Raw genomic sequence first — 23,760 nt, forward strand, 5'->3', positions numbered from 1 at the left:
TAAATATGAAAATGTTGTGAGGGATTTTATGAATTTAGAAGAAAAGAGTTATATTGAACAACAAGTAACGAATCGTGGAAAATCTACTGCTGTATCTTATGTACTTTGGTTCTTTTTAGGAGGATTTGGAGCACATAGATTTTATCATGGTAAAGTAGGAAGTGGAGTTGGATTATTAGTCTTAACATTATTAACTGTTTGGTTTACTTTTGGAATTCCTACATTAATTTGGGCTATTATTGATGCTTTTTTAATTCCAAACTGGGTTAGAGAAGATGAAGAAAGAATACGTCAGCAAGCATTAAGCGAAGTAAAATTAATGAAAAATAAATAAAATTATAAAAACCTGAGACATTGAGTGCAACGTAAAGTTAGACTAAATTCTAACATTGTGAGGTATAGTACACATCAATCTTGTCTCAGGTTTTCTTAATATATAGACAAAACACTAGAAATTACATCTACCTTATATCAAACACTTTCAACAAACCCCATAAAGACGAAGTATATGTTGGAATTCAATGGATTAGAAAAGTTGAGGTTCGAGGCTCCAACAAAGAGAATTTCACCGAAAAATTCCCAGGGCAAAGCAAGTTGTCGGTAACTTGGATAACTTATTCAAAATAAGGTGTGTATCAACTACGGTAAGTTATCATCGTTATTTTGTTTTGTTACCATGAATTGTAATGTCAAAGCCTTCAGGTGAAGTAACATGACTACTATTTGCATTAGGTTGATATATGTCAAAGTGACATAAACCATAAGTTTGTTCATTTTGAGTTCTAATCTTATTTGACTGCCAAGTATTTGTAGCTATATGATGATGATACTTTTGAGTAGACATAAATAGTGCTTGTGGGAAATTAGATATATGTTCGAACCCTAGCTTTTCAACATAAAATTCATAAGCTGATTCTAAATTGTGGGTTTTGAGATGTAAATGGCCGATTTTTCCTTCTTCCGGCCAACCTTGCCAACCTTCGTTTGAGCGTTGAGCCATTAAATCATTGACATCAACTTTCAATGTATCCATTTTGACAAAACCGTCTCGCCATACCCAGTCTTCTGAAGGACGATCATGATAGACTTCAATACCATTACCTTCAGGATCAGCGAAATATAGCGCTTCACTGACAAGGTGATCTCCGCCACCCATTGCGATGTTGTGATTGTTAGCATGATAAAGGAAGTCTGCTAAATCGCTACGAGTCGGTAAAAGATAAGCAACATGGAATAAACCTGCTTCTCTAAATTCGGGTTGTCGACCGTTGTTGAGTTCGTTTAAAGTTAAAGTATAACCAAGATTTCCGATGTTGAATACGGTCTGTTGATTCGTTTGTTTTTCAATAGAAAAACCTAATACATTAGAATAGAAATCAGTTAATTTATTTAAATCTTTAACATTTAAAGTGACGTTTGTTACTTGTGTAGCATCTATAGAATGAAAATTTGTCATCGTTTCGTGTTCCTTTCAATTTTAAAATAAGTATAATTAATATACTTAAAAGATACTAAAATAGCTAATATATTGAACTAATATAAAATCTAAATAAAAGAGTAGAACTAAATTATTTTGAAATTAGTCCTACCCTTACATAGTTAACTATATGTGTGCCCATTTGATAAACGTATTGCATATTTAGTCAACTGCTATAAATTTTCGGTGAAATAAGCGAACGACGTATATCTCAAATTGATATGAGTACATTCACATAAACTATCCTAAATAAACATCTTGTGCATGATCATCTTTTTCTAATACGTTTTTTGCGAATGGACAAGAAGCGATAATTTTTAGATTGTTTTCTCGTGCATGTTCAACAACACGATTAACTAATTTTTTACCTAGACCTTGTCCACCGAGTTCATCAGAAACTCCAGTATGATCTATGTCTATCTCATTGTTATCAACCTCTTTAAATGTAATAACAGCTTTTGGGTTATTTTCGTCATCACCTACATAGAATTTATGATCGCCTTGTTTAATTTCTGCAGCCATCGACGTTCACTCCTTTAAAATAGTATATAGTTATATTTATCACGCTTTGACGTTTTCAAACATAATTGGTTTACAGTTTACATTTATATTGATAACTATTGCTTTTTTATAATGTAACGGATATAGTGATAAGCGTATAAATTGGTCATAGTAGGGAGCACTTATATTGAAGAAATTAATTATAGTGTCAATCATCATTTTAATGTTAAGCGGATGCAGTAGCTTTGATCATCGTAAACGCGAAAGTATTAATGACAAGAATAAAATGAAAGTATACACGACTGTATACGCATTTCAAAGTTTGACACAACAGATTGGTGGAAAATATGTTGACGCGCAATCAATCTATCCTGCTGGTGCTGATTTACACTCATATGAACCAACACAAAAAGATATGATTGATATTGCCAAAAGTGACCTGTTTGTCTATTCAAGTCATCAATTAGATCCTGTCGCTGCAAAGATTACGAATTCGATGACCAATAATAGCATGAAATTAGCGCTTGCCGAAGGACTCAAACAAAGTGATTTTATTCACTCTAAAGACCATGATGAAGATCATGAGCATCATTCACATCATGAAGAATCGAATCAAGATCCTCATGTTTGGTTAGATCCTGTTCTAAATCAAAAATTCGCTTTCATGATTAAAGAGAAATTAATAGAGAAAGACCCTAAACATCAAGCTTATTACAATAAAAATTATAAAATAGTAAATAAAGATATTGTGCATATTGATCAACAGCTACAATCAATAACGAAGCATTCTAAAAGAGATCAAGTTGTGATATCACACGATTCGCTAGGATATTTAGCGCATCGTTATGGTTTTAAACAACAAGGTGTTAAAGGTATGAATGATGAAGAACCTAGTCAAAAAGAGATTTTGAATATCGTTAAAGATATACAGCATTCACACGCGCCTTATGTTTTATATGAACAAAATATTACCTCCAAAATTACAGATGTTATTAAGAAAGAAACAGATACGAAACCATTAAGTTTTCATAATTTAGCTGTATTGACTAAAGAGGAGCAAAATGATGATTCAATTTCATACCAATCATTAATGAAAAAGAACATTCACGTATTAAATCGCGCACTCAATAATTAAAAACGGGGTGGGTCTAACGTTCTAAATAAAACGTTAAACCCATCCCGTTAGTTATATGATAATGATTACATTAGTATCTGATATAACTTACAGTGGTATTGTAGTATTCTTCAAAACCGTGAATACCGTCAGCGCCACCTAAGCCTGATTCACGCCAACCTGCGTGATAGCCATTAACGACTTCTTCAGCCTCACAATTTGCATATACTTCACCAAATTTTAGACGTTCGGTTGCTGTCATTACTTCTGTTAAATTTTCAGAGAAGATATAAGAAGATAAGCCGGCGTTTGTATCATTAGCGTCTTCAATCACTTGTTCAAAATTACGGTATGTTGTTATCGCAAGAACAGGACCAAAAATTTCATCTTTAAAGACACTATCGTCTTTTCTAACGTTATCTAATACCGTTGGTGCGTAGAAGAAACCATGGCGTTTTAATTGATGTCCACCAGTCATCAATGTTGCACCATTTTTAATAGCATCTTGGACCTTGTCATGAATACTATCAAGTTGTTTTTGGTTAATAATTGCGCCGTAATCGGTGTTTTCTTCAAATGGATCTCCAACAGTTAAGCTTTTCATTTTGGAAGTTACTTTATTTAAAAAGTCATCGTGGACATCTTCATGTACAAAGATACGTTCAGGGCACGTACAAACTTGACCTGCATTATTTATACGGGCTGTCACAATATAGTCAACTGCTTTATCTAAATCGGCATTTGATGTGACAATGACTGGTGCGTTTCCACCTAATTCTAAATTTACTTTCTTTACAGTTTGAGCAGCATTTTCGTAAACAGACTTACCAGCTCTCATACTTCCAGTTAAAGAAATAAGTTGAATGTCTTTATGCGAAGCTAATTGTGTACCTACTGTTTCTCCAGTGCCAGGAACAATTTGAATCAACCCTGCTGGTATAGTTGATGCTCTGAATAATTCAGCTAATCGAAGAGTGAGTAACGTTGTCTCTTCACTAGGTTTAATCACTACTGAACAACCAGTTACTATAGCTGGAATGACTTTTCGCATAAGGACAAGTATCGGTGCGTTCCATGGCACAATACCAGCAGTAACTCCGATAGGTTTGTTGATAATTTGAATCGTTTCATTTGCAATACTATTTTGTAGAACACGTCCTTTATCTGACATACTCAGACTTGTCATATAATCGATAAATGAGATTGATTTGTCAATTTCTCCATACGCTTCCGCTAAAGTTTTACCTTGTTCTTTTACGTATAATTGAGCTATTTCATCGCGATTTTTTTCTAATAAAGGTATAAGTAATTTAACATGTTCTGCACGTGTAGGTTGAGGCACGCGCTCCCATTCAAGTTGTGCTTGTTGAGATTTTTCAATTGCGTCGTTTACTTCCTCTTCAGTTGCAAGAGTGATAGTATCAAATGCCTCTCCAGTAGCTGGATTAATGACATCCATTGTTTCTTTAGACTGACTTTCTATAAATTCATTGTTAATAAATAATTGGTTTGTCATGTTAAACACCTCCATTAGAAGTATTCCCTGAAAAATCAGTTTTAAATTTAAATTGCGTTATTTATATTAAAATTCTCCTGAACTTCAAGAAAATGAGCAACTATTAAGAAGGTGAATAGTGTTTAAATAGATTGGTTAACTTACACAGGAAGTGCTAATAGAATTAAAATTTGTTTAGTATGTGTTTAACTCTTTACCTTATTGACAATATAAAAGCCTAAGACAATTTGTCCTAGGCTAAGATTATTATTTTCGTAAAATTCCTTTGTATATCACAGGAATTAATAAGATAAAACCAAAAAGTCCCATGATAGGGAATACTTTACCAATGAGAGAAATGAATCCCACAAAAGTACAAGCAAATGTTATTATCGCCATCATAACTATAAGAATATAATAGCGTTTCGTAAACGGTCGACTAAAGCGCGATGCAAAGGCGTACATTAAACCTACTACTGTATTGTATATGACTAAAACCATAATGACAGACATGATAATACCAATGGATGGAGAAATATGCTTAGCAAGTAGCAATGATGGTAATGCTACCTCTTTAATTTGATTAAATTCTGTAACAAGACCAAAATTAATCAAAAGTAATAGTAAAGTCACAATAATACCACCGATAAGTCCACCAAAAATTGTGGACGATTGATATCGTAGCTTACCGCCCATTACAGTTAAAAAGCTAAATGCAGCAGCAATTTGTAAGCTAGCATAATTAATTGCGTCAAACCACCAACCAGGAGAAATCGACTTATTTTGATTTGAATATTGACTGGCGTCACTAAAGTTTAAATCACCAGTAATAAAGTAATACACTGCAATCATTACTACGACTGCCACAAGAAATGGTGTTACTCCTCCTAAAACAGCGATGAGACGATCGAACTTTAGAAATAATGTTAACAAAATAAGTATTACTAAAATGAGAGAACTTAACCAAAAAGGCAAACCAAAACTTTCATTTATAGTTGATGCTCCGCCGGCTGTCATAATAATTGCTAGAGAAAATAAAAATATTGTAAGTATAATATCAAATAATTTAGCTATTGTTGGATGTAGATAATAGCGAATAGATTCGGAGTGGTTTTGAGATCTAAGACGAAAGCCAGTATTTAATACGAATATTCCTCCAAGAGTTATGATAAGTCCAGTAATAAAAATACCGCTAATACTGTAAATACCATGACTAGTGAAGAATTGAAAAATTTCCTGACCTGTCGCAAATCCCGCTCCAACTACAACGCCTACAAAGGCGAAGGCAACAATGATGGATTCTTTAACATTGCTCATTTAATAAACAAATCCCTTCAGGTGCTATCCAAGTTAGATTAATTTTTCTTACAAAAATTTTAAAAATTACATTAATCTATTTTAGATGATTTTACCGAAAAAATAAACAGTAAAGTTCGCCACATATGTACTATTGTATAAATAGGGTGTACGTTTAAGTGTGGTATGATTAAATAAGATGGCAGATAAGTGCGTATAGTCAAGTACCATCTAACCTAAATCCATATATTTCATTTAAATGTTTACATTATCTTTAAGCAAATCATAATGCAATTGCAAATCATTTTTGGTAGTATAGGTCAATATTAAGTATATAAATCGAATTGGAAATAAAGAAGGTGTTTAATATGTCATTGGAATTGCCCGTGATGCTAACGATTGTATTGTTCTTAGCACTAGGCATTTTTAGTCAATGGTTAGCGAGTAGAATAAAATGGCCGTCGATTGTTGTCATGGCCATCGTAGGTTTACTCGTAGGACCTATTTTTGGATTAGCAAATCCAAAAGAGGCACTTGGACCTGAGGCATTTAGTTCAATTGTATCTCTTGCTGTAGCAATTATTTTATTTGAAGGTAGTAGTAATCTAGATTTTAGAGAATTAAAAGGCATTTCTAAAGCTGTTATAAGAATTATAACTATAGGTGCAGGGATTGCGTGGATTTTAGGAGCGATTGCTTTACATATAACAATGAGTTTCCCTTTATCCATTTCGTTTGTGATTGGGGGTCTATTTTTAATCACTGGTCCAACTGTGATTCAACCTTTATTAAAGCAAGCGAAAGTAAAAAGAAATGTCGATTCAGTATTAAGATGGGAAAGTATTATATTGGATCCTATTGGACCTATTATTGCACTCACAGCATTTTATGTATTCCAGATTTTTGAGGAAGGGATAGGCTTTGTTGTTATTATTCTCTTTATCTTGAAACTCTTAGCTGCAATTTTAATAGGTTTTGGTGCAGCCTTTCTATTTAATTGGCTTATAGGTCAAGATAAAATTCCTCAAAGTTTAATGCCACCCATTCAGTTTGTATTTATTCTTTTAACATTTAGTATCTGCGATGAGATATTATCAGAATCAGGCTTACTAGCTGTAACAATTTTCGGCTTAATGATGGCGCGTAAAAAACGTCATGATCTCATCTTTAAAGAATCAGACCACTTTATAGATAATGCATCTTCTATACTTGTGAGTACTGTATTTATTTTAATTACGTCCTCTTTAACTAAAGATGTGTTGCTCAATGTGTTATCTTGGCAGCTCATACTCTTTAGTTTGGTTATGATTGTATTAGTAAGACCAATTTCAGTGCTTCTTTCAACATTAGGTACTGAAATAACTAAAAAGGAACGTGCAGTAGTAGCACTAATGGCGCCTAGAGGTATTGTGGTTTTAACAGTGGCACAATTCTTCTCAAGTTTATTTATGGACGATAAAATTCCTATGGCTCAATATATTACACCAGTAACCTTTGGTCTTGTATTTATCACTGTAGTCATTTATGGATTTGGTTTTACACCTTTAAGTAAACTGTTCGGTGTAGCAAGTACAGAGCCACCTGGCGTAATCATCGTCGGAGAAAGTGAATTTTCATTCCATCTCGGCATTAATCTAAGGGATCATGGTATACCCGTCATGATGTTCAACTTATTTGAAAACACATCAGAAAAAGCCCACGAAGCGGGGTTCGAAGTATTTAAAGGTAATCTTTTATCTAGTAATGATAGAATTTATTCTGATTTATTACGCTATAATAAATGTATTTTGATGACACAATCGTTTATCTTTAACAGTTTAGCATTTAATGAATTGGTACCTGAATTTGGCTTGAATAATGTAGATATGATGCCAGTATCTTTTAATGATGAGCAAGCACGAAACAATTTAAATGGTCCAATTAGAAATCATATATTATTTGATGAAAATCATACCCCACGTTGGTTTAATCAATTTATTACACAACATAATATTGTTGAAGTACCGGCAGAAGATTATGAAAAAATTACGGAAAATGATATGTTAATCTATCATATCAATGAGGATAAAGAAGTGACGTTTAAACGAAGTAATAGAGATATACCTGAACATGAAACAGGTGTTTATGGTATTTTAAAAAATGCTTATTTAACTTAATGTGTTGCGTAAGTTATAAAAAGCCATACTTCAAAAATTAATTTGTTTTATGAAAAGATAATCAATGACGTGACCATTAATTAATTTAAAATAAAACATAGTATACTTTAGCACATGAATTAAGCGCCTGTACATGAGTGTATGTACGGGCGCTTTTAATTTAAGTTATTAGGAGATAAGATATGTTATTACACATCAACTTACTAAATATGTTTAAAGATATTATTTTAAATATCGGTCGTGCATTAAAATTTTGAGGATATCAATTTGATCTTGCAGTTGTTTACCGATATTGGTATCTCTAATTTTTTTACGTTGCAATTCTTCATCTACAACGCGTTTTACTGACAATTCATCTGCCCCCATTGATAACACTTTTTCTTTTCTATTAAACTCTTTATGTGCGACCAATTGCATACCAAATGAATTATATAAAAGTGTGTATCCGGCAATACCAGTTGTTGATTGATAAGCTTTTGAAAATCCTCCATCTATGACTAACATTTTACCATCAGCTTTAATTGGATCTTCACCATCAATTTCTTTAACAGGCGTATGACCATTTATGATACGTCCTTCATCTGGATTAAGACCAAAATCCTTTAACATTTTACGTATCATATCAACATCTTCACGTAAGTAATAATAAGGATTTTTCTCCTCTTTATGAGATGCTTTATCTTCTATAAAATAACGTTCAAACGTTGTCATGGCACGTTTACCAAATAAAGATGAATATTTACCTGTCCAAAGATACCATACTAAATCTGTAGATATGTCTTCGGTAGATTCTTTATGGTCGAAAGCTCTTCTTACATGGTATTCAAAAACATCGAGTAGATCACGACCACTTAAACGTTCACCTTCAATTTCAAATGATTCCATTTCTCCATTTTCATTGACGGGAATACAACCGTGAATTAAAAGGTTGCCATTATATGGTAGATATAATTTTCCTTTTCGCATAAGGAAAGACATATGACGTCTTAATTTTTCAGATTGTTGGAATGAAAGTAATAGCTTATCCATGACTTCTTTTTCCTCTGCTAGTAATTCAGCGGGATTATTAGGGTCTACAGTTTGGAAACAAGTATCTTTAAGCGGATATGTTTTACCATATATAGTGATTTCATTGTTATCATAATCTATTTTTTCTAAAACTAAACGTTCTTCCATCTCAAAAGAAGGACGACGCTTAATAATAGGCATTTCAAGTTTAAATTGAATCATCGCAATTGCTTGATGAATTTTTGTGATTTGACTTTCTTCGCGCTTTGTAAGACTGACGTCTTTATCTGGTCGTTTCTTAGGTTTAAACGCTGGGTTTTCAGCATCGTAATACTTTTCAGCAAGCGTAAGTAAAGGACGTAGATTGATGCCATATGCATCTTCGATAATATCTAAATTATCATAACGTGCACAGATTCGTAGTAGGTTCGCAAGACATACTTTTGAACCAGCATAGGCGCCAATCCATAATACATCATGATTTCCCCATTGGATATCTACAGAATGATAATTTATTAATGTATCCATAATTTTATCAGGTTTGGGACCACGGTCATAGATATCACCCACGACATGAAGATGGTCTACGACAAGACGTTGTACAGTATAGGAAAGGCCAATGATTAAATCATCTGATTGCTCTAATTCAATAATTTGGTTGACTAGTGTTTCATAATAAGGCTTTTTATTATGAAATTCATTGCTCTTATAAAGTAACTCTTCAATAATATAAACGTATTGTTCAGGTAATGCTTTGCGCAATTTTGAACGAGTATATTTTGATGAGCAATATGTAATTAAATCAATTAATTGTTCAATGGTTGTAATATACCAAATATTTAATGTTCCGATAGAATCGAAATTATTTTTAACTAATTTTAGTTTTTCTTCCGGATAGTATACTAATGCTGCTAAGTCATTGATTTCTTGCTGGGATAATTTATCTTTGAAGATATCATTAATTTTAGCACGCACATTTCCAGATCCGTTTCTTAAAACATGTTGGAAAGATTCGTATTCACCATGAAGGTCACTGACAAAATGTTCAGTCCCTTTAGGTAATTCTAAGATTGACTCTAAGTTAATAATTTCAGTAGCAAGTTTTTCTGCACTGTCAAATTTTTGTGAGAGTAAATCTAGATATTTTTCTTTCATTTCACTTTCTGTAATATGGGTCATGCATAGTCACCTCTAATTATATTTTCCGACCTAACGATACGATTATTTATAATAATGCGCTTACATAGATTATCTTGAAAAACCAATTAATTTTCAATAATTGCGTATCATAAAATTAAAATTAATAAAAAAGCTAAGTTAACCGTTAAGAAACGGAAAACTTAGCACAACATTTATTTAACACTGCGACGACGTTTCATTAAATAACGTATGACAAAATATATGACTGCAATAATAATAATGATATACATAATACGTGAATATGTATGAATACCATTCATCAAAGCGTCAAAACTGTCACTGAGCAAACGACCGAGCAGTATTAAAGCAAAATTCCAAATTGTAGTACCTATTAAAGATAAAGTTGTAAATTGTATAACGTTCATTCGATTAATGCCAGCAGGTATTGTAATTAATACTCGAAGTACCGGGACAAAACGACATAAAAATACAGCCCATGCACCATACTTTTTAAACCAATCATTTGCCCGTTTCAAATCTTTACTTTTTAACTTCATCCACTTACCATGTCGATCAACGAAACGATATAATTTCTCTTCTGAGATAAGTCTACAAATATAATACAAAATGAGTAAACCAATGAATGAAGCAATTGTTGCTATGATTAATAATGTCCAAATAGATAAGTGTGATTTCACAGATAATAACCCTGCAAAAGTTAAAATAATCTCAGATGGAACGACAGGTAATACGTTCTCTAATAAGATTAAAATGAATATCGCTGTATAACCCCACTTACTAATAAAATCAGTGATAATTTGTTCCATACAACGTTAGTTTCTCCTTTTAAATTAATCGAGTTGTCGTAAACTTGATGTTAAGTATAAGTTATTTTAACAAGAAACAGGTTGAAAGGGTAACAATCTTACTTTAATTAGCGTATGGATTTTAACAACGTATTGTATAGATGATGTGCTTCTTCATCATTGTGTATACCATATGCATTCATACGACCATCTTTAAACAAGGTGAATTCATAAGTTTGATATTGAATTAATTTGGCAAAGGAAGTAGATTTCACCATATTTCCAGGGAAATGGGCAGCGTGTTTAAAAGCTTTAGGTGGGAATCTAAATAAATAAGCATTCCCACACAAGTCCTCAATGGTACGTTCTTGTTGGCTTTCTAGTAACGTATATTCATGTTTTTCACACACTGGGCAATCTTTATTTTTGAGTGCATCTACATTCATTGACTTATAATTAATATTAAATGCATCGATAGTGATTAATTGCTTAGAAAATCCTTTTCCTGAAAGATAACGTACGGACTCTGCTACTTCATAGCTTGCAATCATTGATATAACAGGGGGAAGTACGCCATTAATAGCGCAACTTTCCCCTGTGTCAGGAATTGTTTGCAATAAACATTTTAGACATGGTCCTTGGTGATCTATTCCATATACTGATCCTTTACTACCAACAGCTGCACCATAAACCCATGGGATTTGATGCTTGTGACAAACCTCATTAATCAGGTATCGTATTTTGAAGTTATCCATGCCATCAATGATGATGTCTGGTTCGACATTTTTTATTAAATTTTCGATATTTGATGAAGTAACTTCTAAATCATAAGTTGTTAGATTGACATTTGTATTAATTTGATTAACCTTATGCTTGATTGCTTCTACTTTGGATATTAAAGTATGTGCGTCTTCTTCATCGAAGAGTGTTTGTCGATGTAAATTTGAAATTTCAACAATATCCATATCGACGATTGCAATATGATGAGCCCCCATGCGTGCGAGTTGATCTACAATATGGCTTCCTAAAGCACCAGCACCAAAAATAAGTATTTGAGAGGTAGATAGCTTTTGCTGTCCCTCTTCTCCAAATGGTGCAAAGCGTGTTTGACGTTCATAACGCGACATTTTACAAGAACCCTAAACCTTCTGATGGACTAGATGCTTGTGCAGTATACTTAACAGGAATGCGTCCAGCTTCATATGAAAGTCTGCCGGCATTTATACCTAATTTCATTGCTTCAGCCATTTTCACAGGATCTTTTGCTGCTGAAATGGCTGTGTTGAGTAAAATACCATCTGCGCCAAGCTCCATGGCATGACACGCATCTTTAGGGGAACCAATACCAGCATCTACGATGACAGGGACACTAGCATTTTCGATAATATAACTTAAATTTAATGGGTTATTAATACCTCTACCTGTGCCAATAGGAGATGCAAGTGGCATGACTGCGTGTACACCCAATTTTTCCAAACGTTGAGCTAAAACTAAATCATTAGAGATGTAAGGACAAACAATGTAGCCCTTTTCTAACAATACTTTGCATGCCTCGTATGTTTCGAATGGGTCAGGTAATAATGTTTCGTCATCGCCAATGACTTCGACTTTAATCATGTCACATACACCTGCGTGACTAGCAATTTCAGCAATTCTGATAGCTTCTTGAGCTGTTTTGGCACCTGCAGTATTTGGAAAAGTGATAAAATCTTTTAAATTAACGTTTGCAAGTGGGTTAGGTAGGTTACGATCATATAAATTCATCCGTCTTACTGCAAATGTAAGTACATTTGTTTCAGATGCCTCAATTGCTTTTGATTGAACTTCTTCATTTTCAAATTTTCCAGTACCTAAAAGTAAACGAGATTGTAATTCTAAATTTCCTATTTTAAACATATTAACCGCCTCCAACAATTTCTAGTAATTCTAATCTGTCGTCTTCTCTTACAGTATATTCTTCATATTTGTCTTGCTTGATAAGTTCTTTGTTTAGTTCAACAATCACTCGTTTTGGGTCTAACTCAAGTGAATGTAAAACCTCTTGTATCGATTGATCCTGATCGAAAGTGAAGAGGTCGCCATTAATGATACACTTCATGATTATTCCTCCTTGTAACTGTAAAACTTGAATAACGTGATGGTTTAATACCAGAAAGTAGCCAATTGGCAATGTCACGACCGATAATAGGTGACAATAATATTCCGTTTCGATAATGACCACTTATCACGTATAAGCCATCATCAATTTGATCCATGACTGGCATTTCTTTTTCAGTGTATGGTCTTACTCCTGACCATTTCTTCAGTATATGACTGTCTTTTAGTTGAGGTACACGATGATATGCATGGTGAAGAAGCCAATCCATACCTTCATCTGTAGTACCGACAGAATAATTATTAAATTCACTCGTCGCACCAATTAAAAAACGATTGGGTTGTTTTGGAACGATGTAACAACCATTAGTCATAAATAATGTTTCAGTAAGTGCAAGATCGTTATTTTCTAATAAGATGACTTCTCCTTTAACGCCAATCACTTGTCGTTGTAAATGATATTGTGTTAATAATTGTGAAGACCATGCGCCACCTGCAACGATAACTTTGTGCGCTTCAATTGTTGAAGATTGATTGGTTTTCACTGAATAATAGCCATTATGCCGTTCTATTGAAGTGACCTCTGTAGACGCATAACGCTTAATCTCTCTTAACTTCAATGATTCTAATAATGCCAGTGTGTAATGATGTGCATTAATTTGACCATCATGCGGTATATGAATGGCCGCGTATGAAGGTTTAACTTCACCATGTGTAAGTTGTAGCAAGTCATCATCTGATAATTGTTTGACACTACGGTCTTGACTATTCAGAAATTGATATTGTCGTCTTATAGATGAGATATCATCGTGTTCATTAGCAATTTTGATAAGTCCTGAATTTTTAAATTGAATGTCTATGCCTGTTTCATCTAATAATGATTTACTTAATTGTGGAAACATAGCACGAGATTCGATGGCTAATTGAAACAAGTCACTATCCTTTGTAAATTCATTTTGTGCGCCAAGCATACCTCCAGCTTTATATGACGCATGCTTTCCAGGTACATCTCTATCTATGACTGCAACATCTAAGTGTGTTGCACTGAAGTGTCTTGCAATTGACATACCAATAACTCCTGAACCAATGATTAGTACATCATGCATGAGTAGACCACTCCTTTCTTAATTGTTTAATTTCTTCTAGTGAAGCATTGTTAAAATATGATATGGCACATATACCTTTAAATCCAGGTGGCATCTTGTAAATTGAATGTTCATTGATACCGCCAATAGCATAAATAGGGATAGGAACATCTAATGCTTGTTGAATGGTCTTTTTAGAACGTGGTGGCGTATCTGGATGTGAAGCGGTTGGAAAAATGTGCCCCAAAAAGACATAATCTAAATTATTTTCATAACATCGTTTTACTGTTTCAACGTCATGTGTAGACATACTTACATAAATATCAGGATGTGCTGCTTTATATGCGAAAGCAGTTGTATCATTACTCTTAAAATGAATACGTTTAAGATTTAATTCCTCTAATAGTGTCGTATCACTGTGAATAATTATTTTATCTTTACTAAAACCCAATTGAAGTAAAGATTGAATCATGTCCTTGTTTTCTTCGTTATTCATGGAAGTGCGAAATAACAAGCCATCAATAGCTTCTTCGATATGTTTAAAATGCTGTAAATCGTCCCTAGTCAGTTGTTTATGATGTGTAATCGCAATAAATATAAATATCCCTCCAATTTCTACAATAAAAAAACGCTATTTCCCTTAAATTGGGAAATAGCGTTGAGCTTTAGTATGACTTCATAAAATTGAGCGTCGCCACTTCCCTACGCCAGTATGAACTGGATCAGGTTCCAGGAATTATAAAGTCAGTTCTTTACTCTCAGCCTTAAACAAAGGCACTTCCAGTGGTTAAATATGAAATTAATTTACAAGATATTAAATGTTTCGTTTACAATATTTTACTACCTTTAATAAAAGACTTCAAATTTCTTTACAATTTCTATTAAGTAATTTGTAGATATCGTATTCATTTAAAAGTTATTATCATCATTTGCGAATCATTTTTAACTGTTATTGGCCAAGTACATATTTAGAAACCATCTTTAAAAAATCAATAACTAATGATTGCTAATATATTGTGAGAATAGGGTGTAAGGGGCGCGGTAAAAGATATAAAGGTGTAAGATGCACTTAAAATACACAAAAAATATTAAAAAGTTCAAAAAAATTTCACAAAAAGTATTGTAACCGTTTACACTACGTGCTATATTAATAAAAAATTGTAGCGCTACAACTTAATAGTTGTTTTAAAAATTGAAGTTAAAACAGTCACCAGAGGGGATTTCTGAAACATAACGACATCATAATAAGAAACAACAGAATACAAATGGAAGTAGGAAACAAATATGAAAGAAAAACGTAGTAATGTTCGTTGGTATTTTGCAATAGGGTTCTTCTTAATTGGGGTTATTGCTTACATGGATCGATCTAACATATCTTATATTGCAGTACCGATGATGAAAGATTTGGGGTTAACTAAGACACAATTTGGTTTATTAGCATCATTTTTCTCTCTAGGATATGCATTAATGCAAGTACCTTCGGGAATGTTAGCAGAGAAGTTTGGACCACGTAAAATGATTACTGTCGCTTTAGTTTGGTGGAGTGCATTTACCATCTTAACAGGGATGATTAAACATCATGGTTTACTTTACTTTATTAGATTCTTATTTGGTGTTGGTGAAGCGCCAATGTATCCATCCAATGCGGTTTTTAACTCTTTTTGGTTCGCTAAAAATGAAAAAGGTCGTGCATCTAGTGCGTTGTTAGCAGGCTCTTATTTTGGTCCAGTTTTAGCACCTATTATTACAATAGCCATTGTCAATGCTTTTAACTGGCAAGCCGTTTTCTACATTTTCGGGGTTGTAGGAATTTTAATGGCAGTTCTTTGGGCAATTATTGCTAAAGACTTACCAGAACAACATAAAATGGTAAACGATGCCGAGAAAAGATTTATTACTCAAAATCGTGATATTGTCGCAACTGAGAAATCTTTACCACCGTGGAAACGTTTTTTAAGTCATTTCAGCTTCTACGCAATCGCATTACAATACTTTGTAGTTCAGTTTGTTATCGCGTTGTTCCTAATATGGTTACCAACATATTTAACTGAACAATATCATGTGAATTTCAAAGAAATGACTATCAGTGCATTACCTTGGTTATTTATGTTCTTCTTAATTTTATTTGCTGGAGCTATTTCAGACAAGATTTTGAATACAGGTCAATCACGTTTTGTTGCACGTGGCGTAATTGCCATTGCGGGATTTGTGGTATTCTCAATTTCAATTTTCTTAGCTGTACATACAGACAACTTATATGTAACCATTTTCTGGTTATCACTTTGTTTAGGTGGCGTAGGTATTTCTATGGGAATGAGTTGGGCTGCAGCCACTGACTTAGGTCGTAATTTCTCTGGAACTGTGTCAGGTTGGATGAACTTATGGGGAAATGTTGGCGCACTTATTAGTCCTTTACTTGCAGGAATTGTTGTAGATCATTTAGGATGGTCAATGACATTACAACTCTTAATCGTTCCGGCTATTATAGCAGCAATTTTATGGTTCTTCGTTAAACCAGATAAACCTCTTGTTGTTAGTGAAGAACACGTTAATAAATAATATTTTTTGAAACACATGCAATGACATTCATATCATTGCGTGTGTTTATTCTTTTATTATGTGGTATAGAACATGGAAGCGATAAGCGAATTGTTTTTTTAATCAGTTATAAACTGCTAAACTTATAATTAATATGTATAGGAGTTGACTAAAATGATTATTATTAACGCAAAATTAAAAATTGATGGTAATAAACGAGAAGATTATCTAAAACTTATGAAGGAATTAGTCATAAATTCTAGAAAAGAAGAAGGTAATTTATTCTATCATCATTACGAAGATGTAACTGAGAAAAATGTCTTTGTCGTAGTTGAAAACTATAAAGACGAACAAGCGGTTCAAGCACACAATCAATCAGATCACTTTAAAGTTTTTAGTGATAATATTAGTCAATATTTAATTGAAGAACCTCAAATTGATGTAAGTCAACCTATTCAATTATAATCACAATCTGTACTTACTCTAAAGTGACAATGTGATAAAATAATAACTAAATATCATAATTCTCAACAATGCTGATGAAGGGCAGAACAATAAATGTATGAAGTATATGTTCTGTCCTTTTTTAATTGAATTTGTGGGATGTTAGAGAAAGGAAGATTGGGATGCAACAAATCATTAACTCTTTGATACACTTCGACCGTTCAAAGATTGATATAGCTAAAGGAATACGACAAGGATTTTTAATGATACTACCAGCATTGATAGGTTACTTATTAGGATTCCCTATGTTTGGTATTTTAATATCAACAGGTACGCTAGCACATGTCTACGTTTTTAGTGGATCACCGCAATCTATGTTAAAAACAGTCATCACATGTTCACTATCATTTACTATTTGCATGATTCTTGGCACCTTAACAGTATCTCAGCCTATTTTATTTGGATTACTATTACTGATTGTTGTTACAATCCCATATTATACGTTTAATGCGCTAAAAATCGCTGGTCCATCATCGACATTCTTTTTAGTAACGTTTTGCTTATCTATAAACTTACCGATAGCCCCAGAAGAAGCGCTTTTACGTGGATCTGCAATTCTCATTGGTGGTATGTTGGCAACCATAACAGTAATTTTAACAATCATATTTGCTAAAGAGAAAGCAGAAGACAGAGCAATTCATGCGGATTTTAAAACATTACATAACTTGCTACATCATTTTGATGAGCCAGAGGATTTCAAAGCATATGCTCGAAATGCTGTTACAGAATTTAGAAATTCTGAAAAACTTTTAATTACTTCAACATCAGGTGGTAATGGAAAATTAAGTAAAAGGTTTCAGAAATTAATTTTATTACACACATCAGCACAAGGGATATATTCAGAATTACTAGAACTCAATGAAAATCATATTCGTCCATTACCAAATGACTTAGTTGAAATGATGGATCATATTATTAAAAGTGTTCAACAACCTAAACAATATCGACCGTGGTCAAAAGTTGTTGATGTGGCACCAGAATTTCAAAATTTAATGGATCATATTTTGAAAATAGATGAAATGATTCACGCAAACGATAATCAAATTAAATATGAAGCAGATATTCGTAAGCCTTTATATAGCAAGCGAATATATCAAAATCTAACTTTCGACTCAATTGTATTTAGAAATGCTTTGCAATATACAGTTATTATGGCAGTGGCTATATTTATTGCTCTAGCATTTAACATTCAAAAAGCGTATTGGGTGCCATTGTCAGCGCATACCATCATGTTAGGTAATGTGACAACGATTCGTACGTTAGACAGGTCAATTGCTAGAGGTATTGGAACAATAATAGGGACTATTGTTTTGTCGGGAATCTTGGCATTTCATATCGATCCTATTTTCGCTATTATCATTATGGGATTCTCAGCCATGATGACGGAAGCGTTTGTGGCATCTAACTATGCATTTGCAGTTATTTTTATTACGACACAGGTCATTATGCTCAATGGTCTAGCCTCTCAAAATTTAAATATTGAGATAGCATACACTCGAATTATTGACGTTCTAATAGGTATAGCTATTGCAGTTATTGGTATATTCATACTCGCGCGTAAAACTGCATCCTCAATGTTATCTGATGCTATTGCCGAATTGGTACGTAAAGAAGGTATTTTATTTCATTATTTATTTTCAAAAAATAAACAGGAAACGAATGAACGTGATAGGGTAGAAAGTTTAAATTTAAACGTCAAAATCAGTAATGTGACACAGATTTACAATTCAGCGAATGGTGAATTGTTTAGTAATAAAGAAGCGGTAAGGTATTACTATCCAAGTATATTTGCTCTAGAGGAAATAAGTTTTATGCTAGAGCGTGCCATGAATAATAAACACCGACAAACAATAAATGATGATTTAATGGGTGAATATTTAGTTGTATTTGAAAATATAGCTAAGCATTTCCAATTTCAAGCAGATTTAAATCTTAGAGACATGCAAGCATTACCTCAATACAATTACATCCGTGCTTCCCTTATGAATATACAACGTAATTGTGCTGAACAACGTCAGGCCATCACAAAAGATTAATTAGTACAGATGTCTCGTATTGTTTAATTAAACAAATTTAGTGGTAAGGTGTAGTAAATTATTGAGGAGGTAAGACGATGCCTTGGACGATGCAAGATTATCCTCAAAGTTGGAAAAACTTTGAAGAACTCGAACGGAAAAAAGCGATTGATATTGGTAATGCGATGCTCAAAGATGGCTATAAAGAATCTGATGTGATACCCATTGCTACAAATCAAGCTGAAAAATGGTATCAACATGCGTCAAAAGAAGAATTAGAGACGTTAAAAAACAAACATATCACGCAACATCAAGAAGATGAATCAGCTAATCCTAAACTTAACGAAGAAAATGTTCATGTATACTATGAAGATCAACTATGGAAAGTAAAATCTACAGATGCTAAACAAGCTTCAGATACATTTGATACAAAATCTGAAGCAGTTAACCGTGCACAACATATCGCAGAAAATAAAGGTACCAAAGTGATTGAGCATCGAAAAGATGAGTGATTCTAAACAAAATAATGGCGATGGATATATGTTGAAGTGATAGACTCATATAAACATTTGGTATTGTAATATAAAAGCTAATAAATGTATGAAATTGACTTATCGATGATTAAAAGCATGAATGAATGTTACCTGAGACAATTATTGTTGTCTCAGTTTTTTTATATATAAATGATATATGATACAACTGTAATATGACATAAAATTTCTATATTAAATTTTAATTCGCTATAATGGGTTTGAAAAGAAATCGGAGGTTGAGAAAGATGTATGTAGAGAGAAAGCCTGCACTTTATATCAAAGATTTACGAGACGAATTCAAAAATAGCTTAAAACATTTTAAAGATGATGATGAAGCATTTAATACATTAGTTGGATTTGTGGAACTGGACCACCTATATTCTTCAGCACTTAAAGAAATAAGTACAAAATTAAGTATTTTAGATGATAACTTTAACTATCAATATAAACACAATCCAATTCATCATATGGAACGACGAGTAAAAGAAATGCACAGTTTAGTTAAAAAGTTGAATCGTAAAGGATTTGAAGTAAGTGCACAAAGTGCTAAAGATAACATTATGGATATTGCTGGTATACGTGTCGTATGTAACTATTTAGACGATGTTTATGTCATTGAAAAAATGTTATTAAGACAAGAAGATGTTAAATTATTAAAACGTAAAGATTATATCACACATCCTAAAGAAAACGGCTATCGAAGTTTACATATCGTCGTATCTATTCCAGTGTTTTTAGCAGATTCAGTAGAAGTAACACCAGTAGAAATACAAATTCGTACAATCGGCATGGATATGTGGGCAAGTTTAGAACACAAAATTCGTTATAAAAATGATACAGACACTGAAAAATATAAAGGATTATTAGAACAATGTGCATCAGAAATTACAAATGTAGAAAGTAAAATGCAACAAATACATTCAGAAATTTCAAATCGAGAGAAGTAGCGTATTATAAGGTGTGAGTTGATTGAATATATAGAAAGATAATAGAAAGTTACATTTTATACGATGATGATATACTCGGAGCATTTTACGGTGGAAGTATTGCTCGAAATGATTCGGACAAGTTTTCAGATATAGATTTAAGAATTATAATTAAAGCTAATCAAAAAAAGTGTAAAATTTTAAAGGAATTTATTAATTTATTTGATAATATTTTATTTGTTGAAAATCAGACTAATGAATTCGCTATAGTACACTTAGAAAATCTTTTGAAAATTGATGTCTTAATATTTTATAAGCAAGAATTAATGCCCAGTATTTGGTTTAACAATATTTTGATTGTTAAAGATAAAGATTTCTTTTTAAGTGATTTAAAGAAGAAATCTGATGTTACGACTAATATAACAAGTGAAAGGTTATGCAATATTTGTAATAAGTACTTAGCATACTTGATAGAGTCTTACAAAAGATATCAAAGAGATGAATTATTTTATCTGCAATACGCCATTAATATGATGACTAATTCTCTTTGCCATTTATGGTATTTAGAAATGACTGAAGAACCCAATTCTTTGGGAGATTGGTCTAAATATGAAGGGAGAAGGAGTAAATTAAGTGAATTGCAGTTAGAAACATTAAATAAAGTATACACTAAATCGTATTATGAAAAATTAGCAATATTAAACGATTCTTTTTTGGAAGTATTAAAATATATTGATATTAAACATCACTGTAATCATTACAATGAATATAAAAATCTAGTTAAAATTATTATGAATAAAAGAATAGCTGAATAAAATAACAGGGCGTCATGTTAATTTATTCAGCTTTAATGTGTATATGTAAGATTATTTTTATATAGAATTGACAATACTGTCATATTAAAACCTATGAATTATTACTATGAATTTTATTCAGGATGTTAACTTTATTGATTATAAAATCTGCAATAACCATGAGTGAAAACATAATAAGCAAGCTCATTGTTACATCACTAGTGAAATGTGCACCAATACGAATTCTGCTCAATGCCATTAAAATGCTATAACATAATCCGATACTAAATACTATTTTTTGAGTGCGTAATTTTTTAAAGTAAAATGCGATAAACATTAGAAATGCACCATTTCCAGTATGTCCTGAAGGGAAGGAACTATGTCCAGTGTTTCCATTTATTGTGAGCCAGTGAGTGAAATGTCCGGCTTTGCCAGTGATTTCATATGGTCTAAAACGTCCCCACAAATGTTTCAAGCTATCAACGAGTTCTAATCCAATAAATAAAATCATAAAGCTAATAAGTGAAACTTTGAATAAATGATTAAGTTCTTGGTTATTTGTATGTTTTAACCAAAACTGATAACAAATAAAAGCGATAATTATAAGGATAATCAAAGAAATAAAGAAACTCATTCCTAAAGATAAAGCATTTCCAGCGTTTCCCTCATTATTTGCCATACCCATTGGCTTATGATTTTTGATGTTTTCTGATGTAGATAACATATATTGAGCAGTTTCTGACACGAATTCATTGGTTTTTATCAACGTAAAGATAAAAGATAAAATCAAAGTTAACGTTTTTGCTAATTTATTTTTAAAAGTCTTAAAAATATAATAATTTAAAATTACAGTTGAAATAATTAATATGAGCGTAGGTGGAAATAAACCGTAGTTTTGAAATAAAGTACCGAAAATTGAATTCTGATTCATGAAATAATGTGAGATAGGTTGATCAATAAGTAGAGAAATTAAAAGAATGCTTATTAAGATACCTATAGTAATAAGTGATAATTTTTTTGAAATAACCATGAAATGCCTCCCTAGATGATGAAAATGTAAATGATGTTGTGCAAAACGTATAAATTATTTATCAGCAACGGTCGTTTCCTAGTATTAAGAATAGTAAGAAAATGTTAATTAAGTATGAGGATAATATTAATTTTTTTATTAAGCGTATTGGTGTGATTCAAATTGTTTAAACTTATTTAAATAGAAAGATCAGTTTTAAATATGTAGTAACATAAAGCTGATGGACATATGATTAGTATAATTATAAAAAATTAAATTATATGATATTATTATATTAATTAATGTATTAAGAATAAGAGGATGTATATGATTAAGCAAAATTTTACAACTAAAGTTTATCCACTTAAACAATTTGAGGGAGAATATAGTGAAGTTGCCTACGCAGGAGATAGCCAAGCTGATGATGTGATTGTATTTATTCATGGTGCACTCTTAACATATAAAATTATGACGATGTTCGAGCCTTACTTCAGAGATTACAAATTAATATTTATTAATAGTCCAAGTCGTGGTAAAAGTACAGATTTAGATCGTGACACACATACATTAGATGATTACGCTGCACGTATATATGATGTATTAACGCAAATTGTTAAGGAGCAACAGATAAAAGAACTGAGTATTGTTGGTTATTCAATGGGAGGAATGATTGCGACACGATTACTTAAGTATAATACATTACCAGTATCTCATCTTATTTATTTACATAGCGCAGCGAAAATTACTCCAGATGCGAGTATGTTAGCACGATTATTCACTAGTGAGAGTAAGCGAGCAGTGTTAAAAGATGAAATTAAGGCAGTAAAAAATCTTCCTCAATATATACTTGATAAAACGATTTATGCACAAAAGGAAAACGCACTTGATTTGGTACAATTTATTGCACCTATTAAAACTATAATTACGGATATGATTTACACGATTAATACAGATTATTTACCAGATATCGATGAGATTAAACAATTTCCAAAAATATTATTTATGTCTGGAAAAGAAGATCAAATTATTCCTTATACGGATTCTCAAGCTACGTTAGAAAAATTTAAGGCGTTAGGTGGAGAAACTAAAGAAGTTATTTATCCAGGAATTGGTCATATAGATTTCCCGAGTGTTTTAGAAACCCAATCGGATGGACAAACTGGCGTGGTAGATGAAATTAAAGCGTGGATTTCCAAAAAATAAGACGTCCGGACGTCTAGAAATGAATAAAGTTATTGATAATGACGTAACGTTATCGAGTATGCTTTG

General features: G+C 32.4%; 22 protein-coding genes, 1 pseudogene and 1 riboswitch. Of the genes and pseudogenes, 11 read left to right on the plus strand and 12 right to left on the minus strand.

What is annotated here, in order from left to right; translation table 11 throughout:
• Positions 1-28 precede the first annotated feature (28 nt).
• The gene (locus tag HMPREF3241_RS02450) at positions 29-334 is read left to right on the plus strand and encodes a TM2 domain-containing protein (protein WP_002458205.1); all 306 of its coding nucleotides are present in this window, start codon (positions 29-31) and stop codon (positions 332-334) included.
• Between the two features lie 324 nt (positions 335-658).
• Here the strand turns inward: HMPREF3241_RS02450 and HMPREF3241_RS02455 are convergent, their stop codons facing one another.
• Positions 659-1,456, minus strand: coding sequence for a VOC family protein (locus HMPREF3241_RS02455; protein ID WP_070853421.1), 798 nt, complete (start codon positions 1,454-1,456; stop codon positions 659-661).
• 261 nt (positions 1,457-1,717) lie between these two features.
• Positions 1,718-1,999 (minus strand): GNAT family N-acetyltransferase, encoded by a 282-nt coding sequence (locus HMPREF3241_RS02460; protein WP_002484947.1) that lies wholly within the window; start codon positions 1,997-1,999, stop codon positions 1,718-1,720.
• Between the two features lie 166 nt (positions 2,000-2,165).
• Here HMPREF3241_RS02460 and HMPREF3241_RS02465 point away from each other — a divergent pair, with 166 nt between their 5' ends.
• The gene (locus tag HMPREF3241_RS02465; RefSeq protein ID WP_002490656.1) at positions 2,166-3,113 is read left to right on the plus strand and encodes a metal ABC transporter solute-binding protein, Zn/Mn family; all 948 of its coding nucleotides are present in this window, start codon (positions 2,166-2,168) and stop codon (positions 3,111-3,113) included.
• A gap of 70 nt (positions 3,114-3,183) precedes the next feature.
• Here the strand turns inward: HMPREF3241_RS02465 and aldA are convergent, their stop codons facing one another.
• Positions 3,184-4,608: an aldehyde dehydrogenase gene (gene aldA, locus HMPREF3241_RS02470; RefSeq protein ID WP_002486418.1), complete on the minus strand. Its 1,425-nt coding sequence runs from the start codon at positions 4,606-4,608 to the stop codon at positions 3,184-3,186.
• 246 nt (positions 4,609-4,854) lie between these two features.
• Entirely contained in the window at positions 4,855-5,904 is a 1,050-nt protein-coding gene (locus HMPREF3241_RS02475) for a YkvI family membrane protein (protein ID WP_070853422.1), read from the minus strand.
• A gap of 347 nt (positions 5,905-6,251) precedes the next feature.
• On the opposite strand from HMPREF3241_RS02475, the gene HMPREF3241_RS02480 reads away from it, so the two are divergent.
• Positions 6,252-8,039 (plus strand): cation:proton antiporter, encoded by a 1,788-nt coding sequence (locus HMPREF3241_RS02480; RefSeq protein WP_002490655.1) that lies wholly within the window; start codon positions 6,252-6,254, stop codon positions 8,037-8,039.
• Between the two features lie 222 nt (positions 8,040-8,261).
• On the opposite strand, the gene HMPREF3241_RS02485 is transcribed toward HMPREF3241_RS02480, so the two are convergent.
• From HMPREF3241_RS02485 to HMPREF3241_RS02515, 7 genes are all read right to left on the minus strand, one after another.
• Positions 8,262-10,226: a fructose-1,6-bisphosphatase gene (locus HMPREF3241_RS02485; protein ID WP_002447121.1), complete on the minus strand. Its 1,965-nt coding sequence runs from the start codon at positions 10,224-10,226 to the stop codon at positions 8,262-8,264.
• Between the two features lie 173 nt (positions 10,227-10,399).
• Positions 10,400-11,014, minus strand: a complete 615-nt coding sequence (locus tag HMPREF3241_RS02490) for an undecaprenyl phosphate transporter UptA (RefSeq protein WP_002447122.1) — start codon at positions 11,012-11,014, stop codon at positions 10,400-10,402.
• A gap of 107 nt (positions 11,015-11,121) precedes the next feature.
• Positions 11,122-12,120: a thiazole biosynthesis adenylyltransferase ThiF gene (gene thiF, locus HMPREF3241_RS02495; protein ID WP_070853423.1), complete on the minus strand. Its 999-nt coding sequence runs from the start codon at positions 12,118-12,120 to the stop codon at positions 11,122-11,124.
• A gap of 1 nt (position 12,121) precedes the next feature.
• Positions 12,122-12,889 (minus strand): thiazole synthase, encoded by a 768-nt coding sequence (locus HMPREF3241_RS02500; protein WP_002447124.1) that lies wholly within the window; start codon positions 12,887-12,889, stop codon positions 12,122-12,124.
• Position 12,890: 1 nt separating this feature from the next.
• Positions 12,891-13,091 (minus strand): sulfur carrier protein ThiS, encoded by a 201-nt coding sequence (gene thiS / locus HMPREF3241_RS02505; RefSeq protein ID WP_002447125.1) that lies wholly within the window; start codon positions 13,089-13,091, stop codon positions 12,891-12,893.
• Positions 13,075-14,193, minus strand: coding sequence for a glycine oxidase ThiO (gene thiO, locus HMPREF3241_RS02510; protein ID WP_070853424.1), 1,119 nt, complete (start codon positions 14,191-14,193; stop codon positions 13,075-13,077). Before thiO ends, thiS begins: the two co-directional genes overlap by 17 nt.
• Positions 14,186-14,785 carry a thiamine phosphate synthase gene (locus HMPREF3241_RS02515; protein WP_079994895.1) on the minus strand — a complete coding sequence of 200 codons (600 nt, stop codon included), beginning with the start codon at positions 14,783-14,785 and terminating at the stop codon, positions 14,186-14,188. The genes thiO and HMPREF3241_RS02515 overlap by 8 nt, the downstream gene beginning before the upstream one ends.
• A 69-nt stretch (positions 14,786-14,854) precedes the next feature.
• Positions 14,855-14,964: riboswitch (TPP riboswitch) on the minus strand.
• 492 nt (positions 14,965-15,456) lie between these two features.
• On the opposite strand from HMPREF3241_RS02515, the gene HMPREF3241_RS02520 reads away from it, so the two are divergent.
• The 7 genes and pseudogenes from HMPREF3241_RS02520 (at position 15,457) to HMPREF3241_RS13105 (ending at position 21,503) form a co-directional block, all read left to right on the plus strand.
• Positions 15,457-16,731: a pyruvate MFS transporter gene (locus HMPREF3241_RS02520; RefSeq protein WP_002496324.1), complete on the plus strand. Its 1,275-nt coding sequence runs from the start codon at positions 15,457-15,459 to the stop codon at positions 16,729-16,731.
• Between the two features lie 153 nt (positions 16,732-16,884).
• On the plus strand, positions 16,885-17,175 hold the full coding sequence (locus HMPREF3241_RS02525; RefSeq protein ID WP_002458192.1) for a putative quinol monooxygenase: 291 nt from the start codon (positions 16,885-16,887) through the stop codon (positions 17,173-17,175).
• A 161-nt stretch (positions 17,176-17,336) separates the two neighbouring features.
• Positions 17,337-19,250, plus strand: a complete 1,914-nt coding sequence (locus HMPREF3241_RS02530; protein ID WP_002490644.1) for an FUSC family protein — start codon at positions 17,337-17,339, stop codon at positions 19,248-19,250.
• A gap of 77 nt (positions 19,251-19,327) precedes the next feature.
• Positions 19,328-19,741 (plus strand): DUF2188 domain-containing protein, encoded by a 414-nt coding sequence (locus HMPREF3241_RS02535; RefSeq protein ID WP_002475117.1) that lies wholly within the window; start codon positions 19,328-19,330, stop codon positions 19,739-19,741.
• 266 nt (positions 19,742-20,007) lie between these two features.
• Complete coding sequence (locus HMPREF3241_RS02540; RefSeq protein ID WP_070853425.1) at positions 20,008-20,709, plus strand: GTP pyrophosphokinase; 702 nt, start codon at positions 20,008-20,010, stop codon at positions 20,707-20,709.
• A gap of 71 nt (positions 20,710-20,780) precedes the next feature.
• Positions 20,781-20,999 (plus strand): annotated as a pseudogene (locus HMPREF3241_RS13340) (nucleotidyltransferase domain-containing protein); the annotation flags it as partial.
• A 15-nt stretch (positions 21,000-21,014) separates the two neighbouring features.
• Positions 21,015-21,503, plus strand: coding sequence for a hypothetical protein (locus HMPREF3241_RS13105; RefSeq protein WP_225973797.1), 489 nt, complete (start codon positions 21,015-21,017; stop codon positions 21,501-21,503).
• Between the two features lie 91 nt (positions 21,504-21,594).
• Here HMPREF3241_RS13105 and HMPREF3241_RS02550 read toward each other — a convergent pair whose 3' ends face one another.
• Positions 21,595-22,512: a phosphatase PAP2 family protein gene (locus tag HMPREF3241_RS02550; protein ID WP_070845716.1), complete on the minus strand. Its 918-nt coding sequence runs from the start codon at positions 22,510-22,512 to the stop codon at positions 21,595-21,597.
• 306 nt (positions 22,513-22,818) lie between these two features.
• Between HMPREF3241_RS02550 and HMPREF3241_RS02555 the strand changes: the two genes are divergently transcribed.
• The gene (locus HMPREF3241_RS02555; protein WP_002495957.1) at positions 22,819-23,694 is read left to right on the plus strand and encodes an alpha/beta fold hydrolase; all 876 of its coding nucleotides are present in this window, start codon (positions 22,819-22,821) and stop codon (positions 23,692-23,694) included.
• Positions 23,695-23,760: the final 66 nt, after the last annotated feature.

The sequence above is a fragment of the Staphylococcus sp. HMSC34G04 genome (assembly GCF_001838765.1).
In the GTDB taxonomy this organism is placed as follows: domain Bacteria; phylum Bacillota; class Bacilli; order Staphylococcales; family Staphylococcaceae; genus Staphylococcus; species Staphylococcus epidermidis.

What these genes read in the sequence shown, in the direction of transcription:
- HMPREF3241_RS02450 (WP_002458205.1), top strand. Translation starts at nt 29, where the DNA reads ATGAATTTAGAAGAAAAGAGTTATATTGAACAACAAGTAACGAATCGT.
- HMPREF3241_RS02455 (WP_070853421.1), bottom strand. Translation starts at nt 1,456, where the DNA reads ATGACAAATTTTCATTCTATAGATGCTACACAAGTAACAAACGTCACT.
- HMPREF3241_RS02460 (WP_002484947.1), bottom strand. Translation starts at nt 1,999, where the DNA reads ATGGCTGCAGAAATTAAACAAGGCGATCATAAATTCTATGTAGGTGAT.
- aldA (WP_002486418.1), bottom strand. Translation starts at nt 4,608, where the DNA reads ATGACAAACCAATTATTTATTAACAATGAATTTATAGAAAGTCAGTCT.
- HMPREF3241_RS02475 (WP_070853422.1), bottom strand. Translation starts at nt 5,904, where the DNA reads ATGAGCAATGTTAAAGAATCCATCATTGTTGCCTTCGCCTTTGTAGGC.
- HMPREF3241_RS02480 (WP_002490655.1), top strand. Translation starts at nt 6,252, where the DNA reads ATGTCATTGGAATTGCCCGTGATGCTAACGATTGTATTGTTCTTAGCA.
- HMPREF3241_RS02485 (WP_002447121.1), bottom strand. Translation starts at nt 10,226, where the DNA reads ATGACCCATATTACAGAAAGTGAAATGAAAGAAAAATATCTAGATTTA.
- HMPREF3241_RS02490 (WP_002447122.1), bottom strand. Translation starts at nt 11,014, where the DNA reads ATGGAACAAATTATCACTGATTTTATTAGTAAGTGGGGTTATACAGCG.
- thiF (WP_070853423.1), bottom strand. Translation starts at nt 12,120, where the DNA reads ATGTCGCGTTATGAACGTCAAACACGCTTTGCACCATTTGGAGAAGAG.
- HMPREF3241_RS02500 (WP_002447124.1), bottom strand. Translation starts at nt 12,889, where the DNA reads ATGTTTAAAATAGGAAATTTAGAATTACAATCTCGTTTACTTTTAGGT.
- thiS (WP_002447125.1), bottom strand. Translation starts at nt 13,091, where the DNA reads ATGAAGTGTATCATTAATGGCGACCTCTTCACTTTCGATCAGGATCAA.
- thiO (WP_070853424.1), bottom strand. Translation starts at nt 14,193, where the DNA reads ATGCATGATGTACTAATCATTGGTTCAGGAGTTATTGGTATGTCAATT.
- HMPREF3241_RS02520 (WP_002496324.1), top strand. Translation starts at nt 15,457, where the DNA reads ATGAAAGAAAAACGTAGTAATGTTCGTTGGTATTTTGCAATAGGGTTC.
- HMPREF3241_RS02525 (WP_002458192.1), top strand. Translation starts at nt 16,885, where the DNA reads ATGATTATTATTAACGCAAAATTAAAAATTGATGGTAATAAACGAGAA.
- HMPREF3241_RS02530 (WP_002490644.1), top strand. Translation starts at nt 17,337, where the DNA reads ATGCAACAAATCATTAACTCTTTGATACACTTCGACCGTTCAAAGATT.
- HMPREF3241_RS02535 (WP_002475117.1), top strand. Translation starts at nt 19,328, where the DNA reads ATGCCTTGGACGATGCAAGATTATCCTCAAAGTTGGAAAAACTTTGAA.
- HMPREF3241_RS02540 (WP_070853425.1), top strand. Translation starts at nt 20,008, where the DNA reads ATGTATGTAGAGAGAAAGCCTGCACTTTATATCAAAGATTTACGAGAC.
- HMPREF3241_RS13105 (WP_225973797.1), top strand. Translation starts at nt 21,015, where the DNA reads ATGCCCAGTATTTGGTTTAACAATATTTTGATTGTTAAAGATAAAGAT.
- HMPREF3241_RS02550 (WP_070845716.1), bottom strand. Translation starts at nt 22,512, where the DNA reads ATGGTTATTTCAAAAAAATTATCACTTATTACTATAGGTATCTTAATA.
- HMPREF3241_RS02555 (WP_002495957.1), top strand. Translation starts at nt 22,819, where the DNA reads ATGATTAAGCAAAATTTTACAACTAAAGTTTATCCACTTAAACAATTT.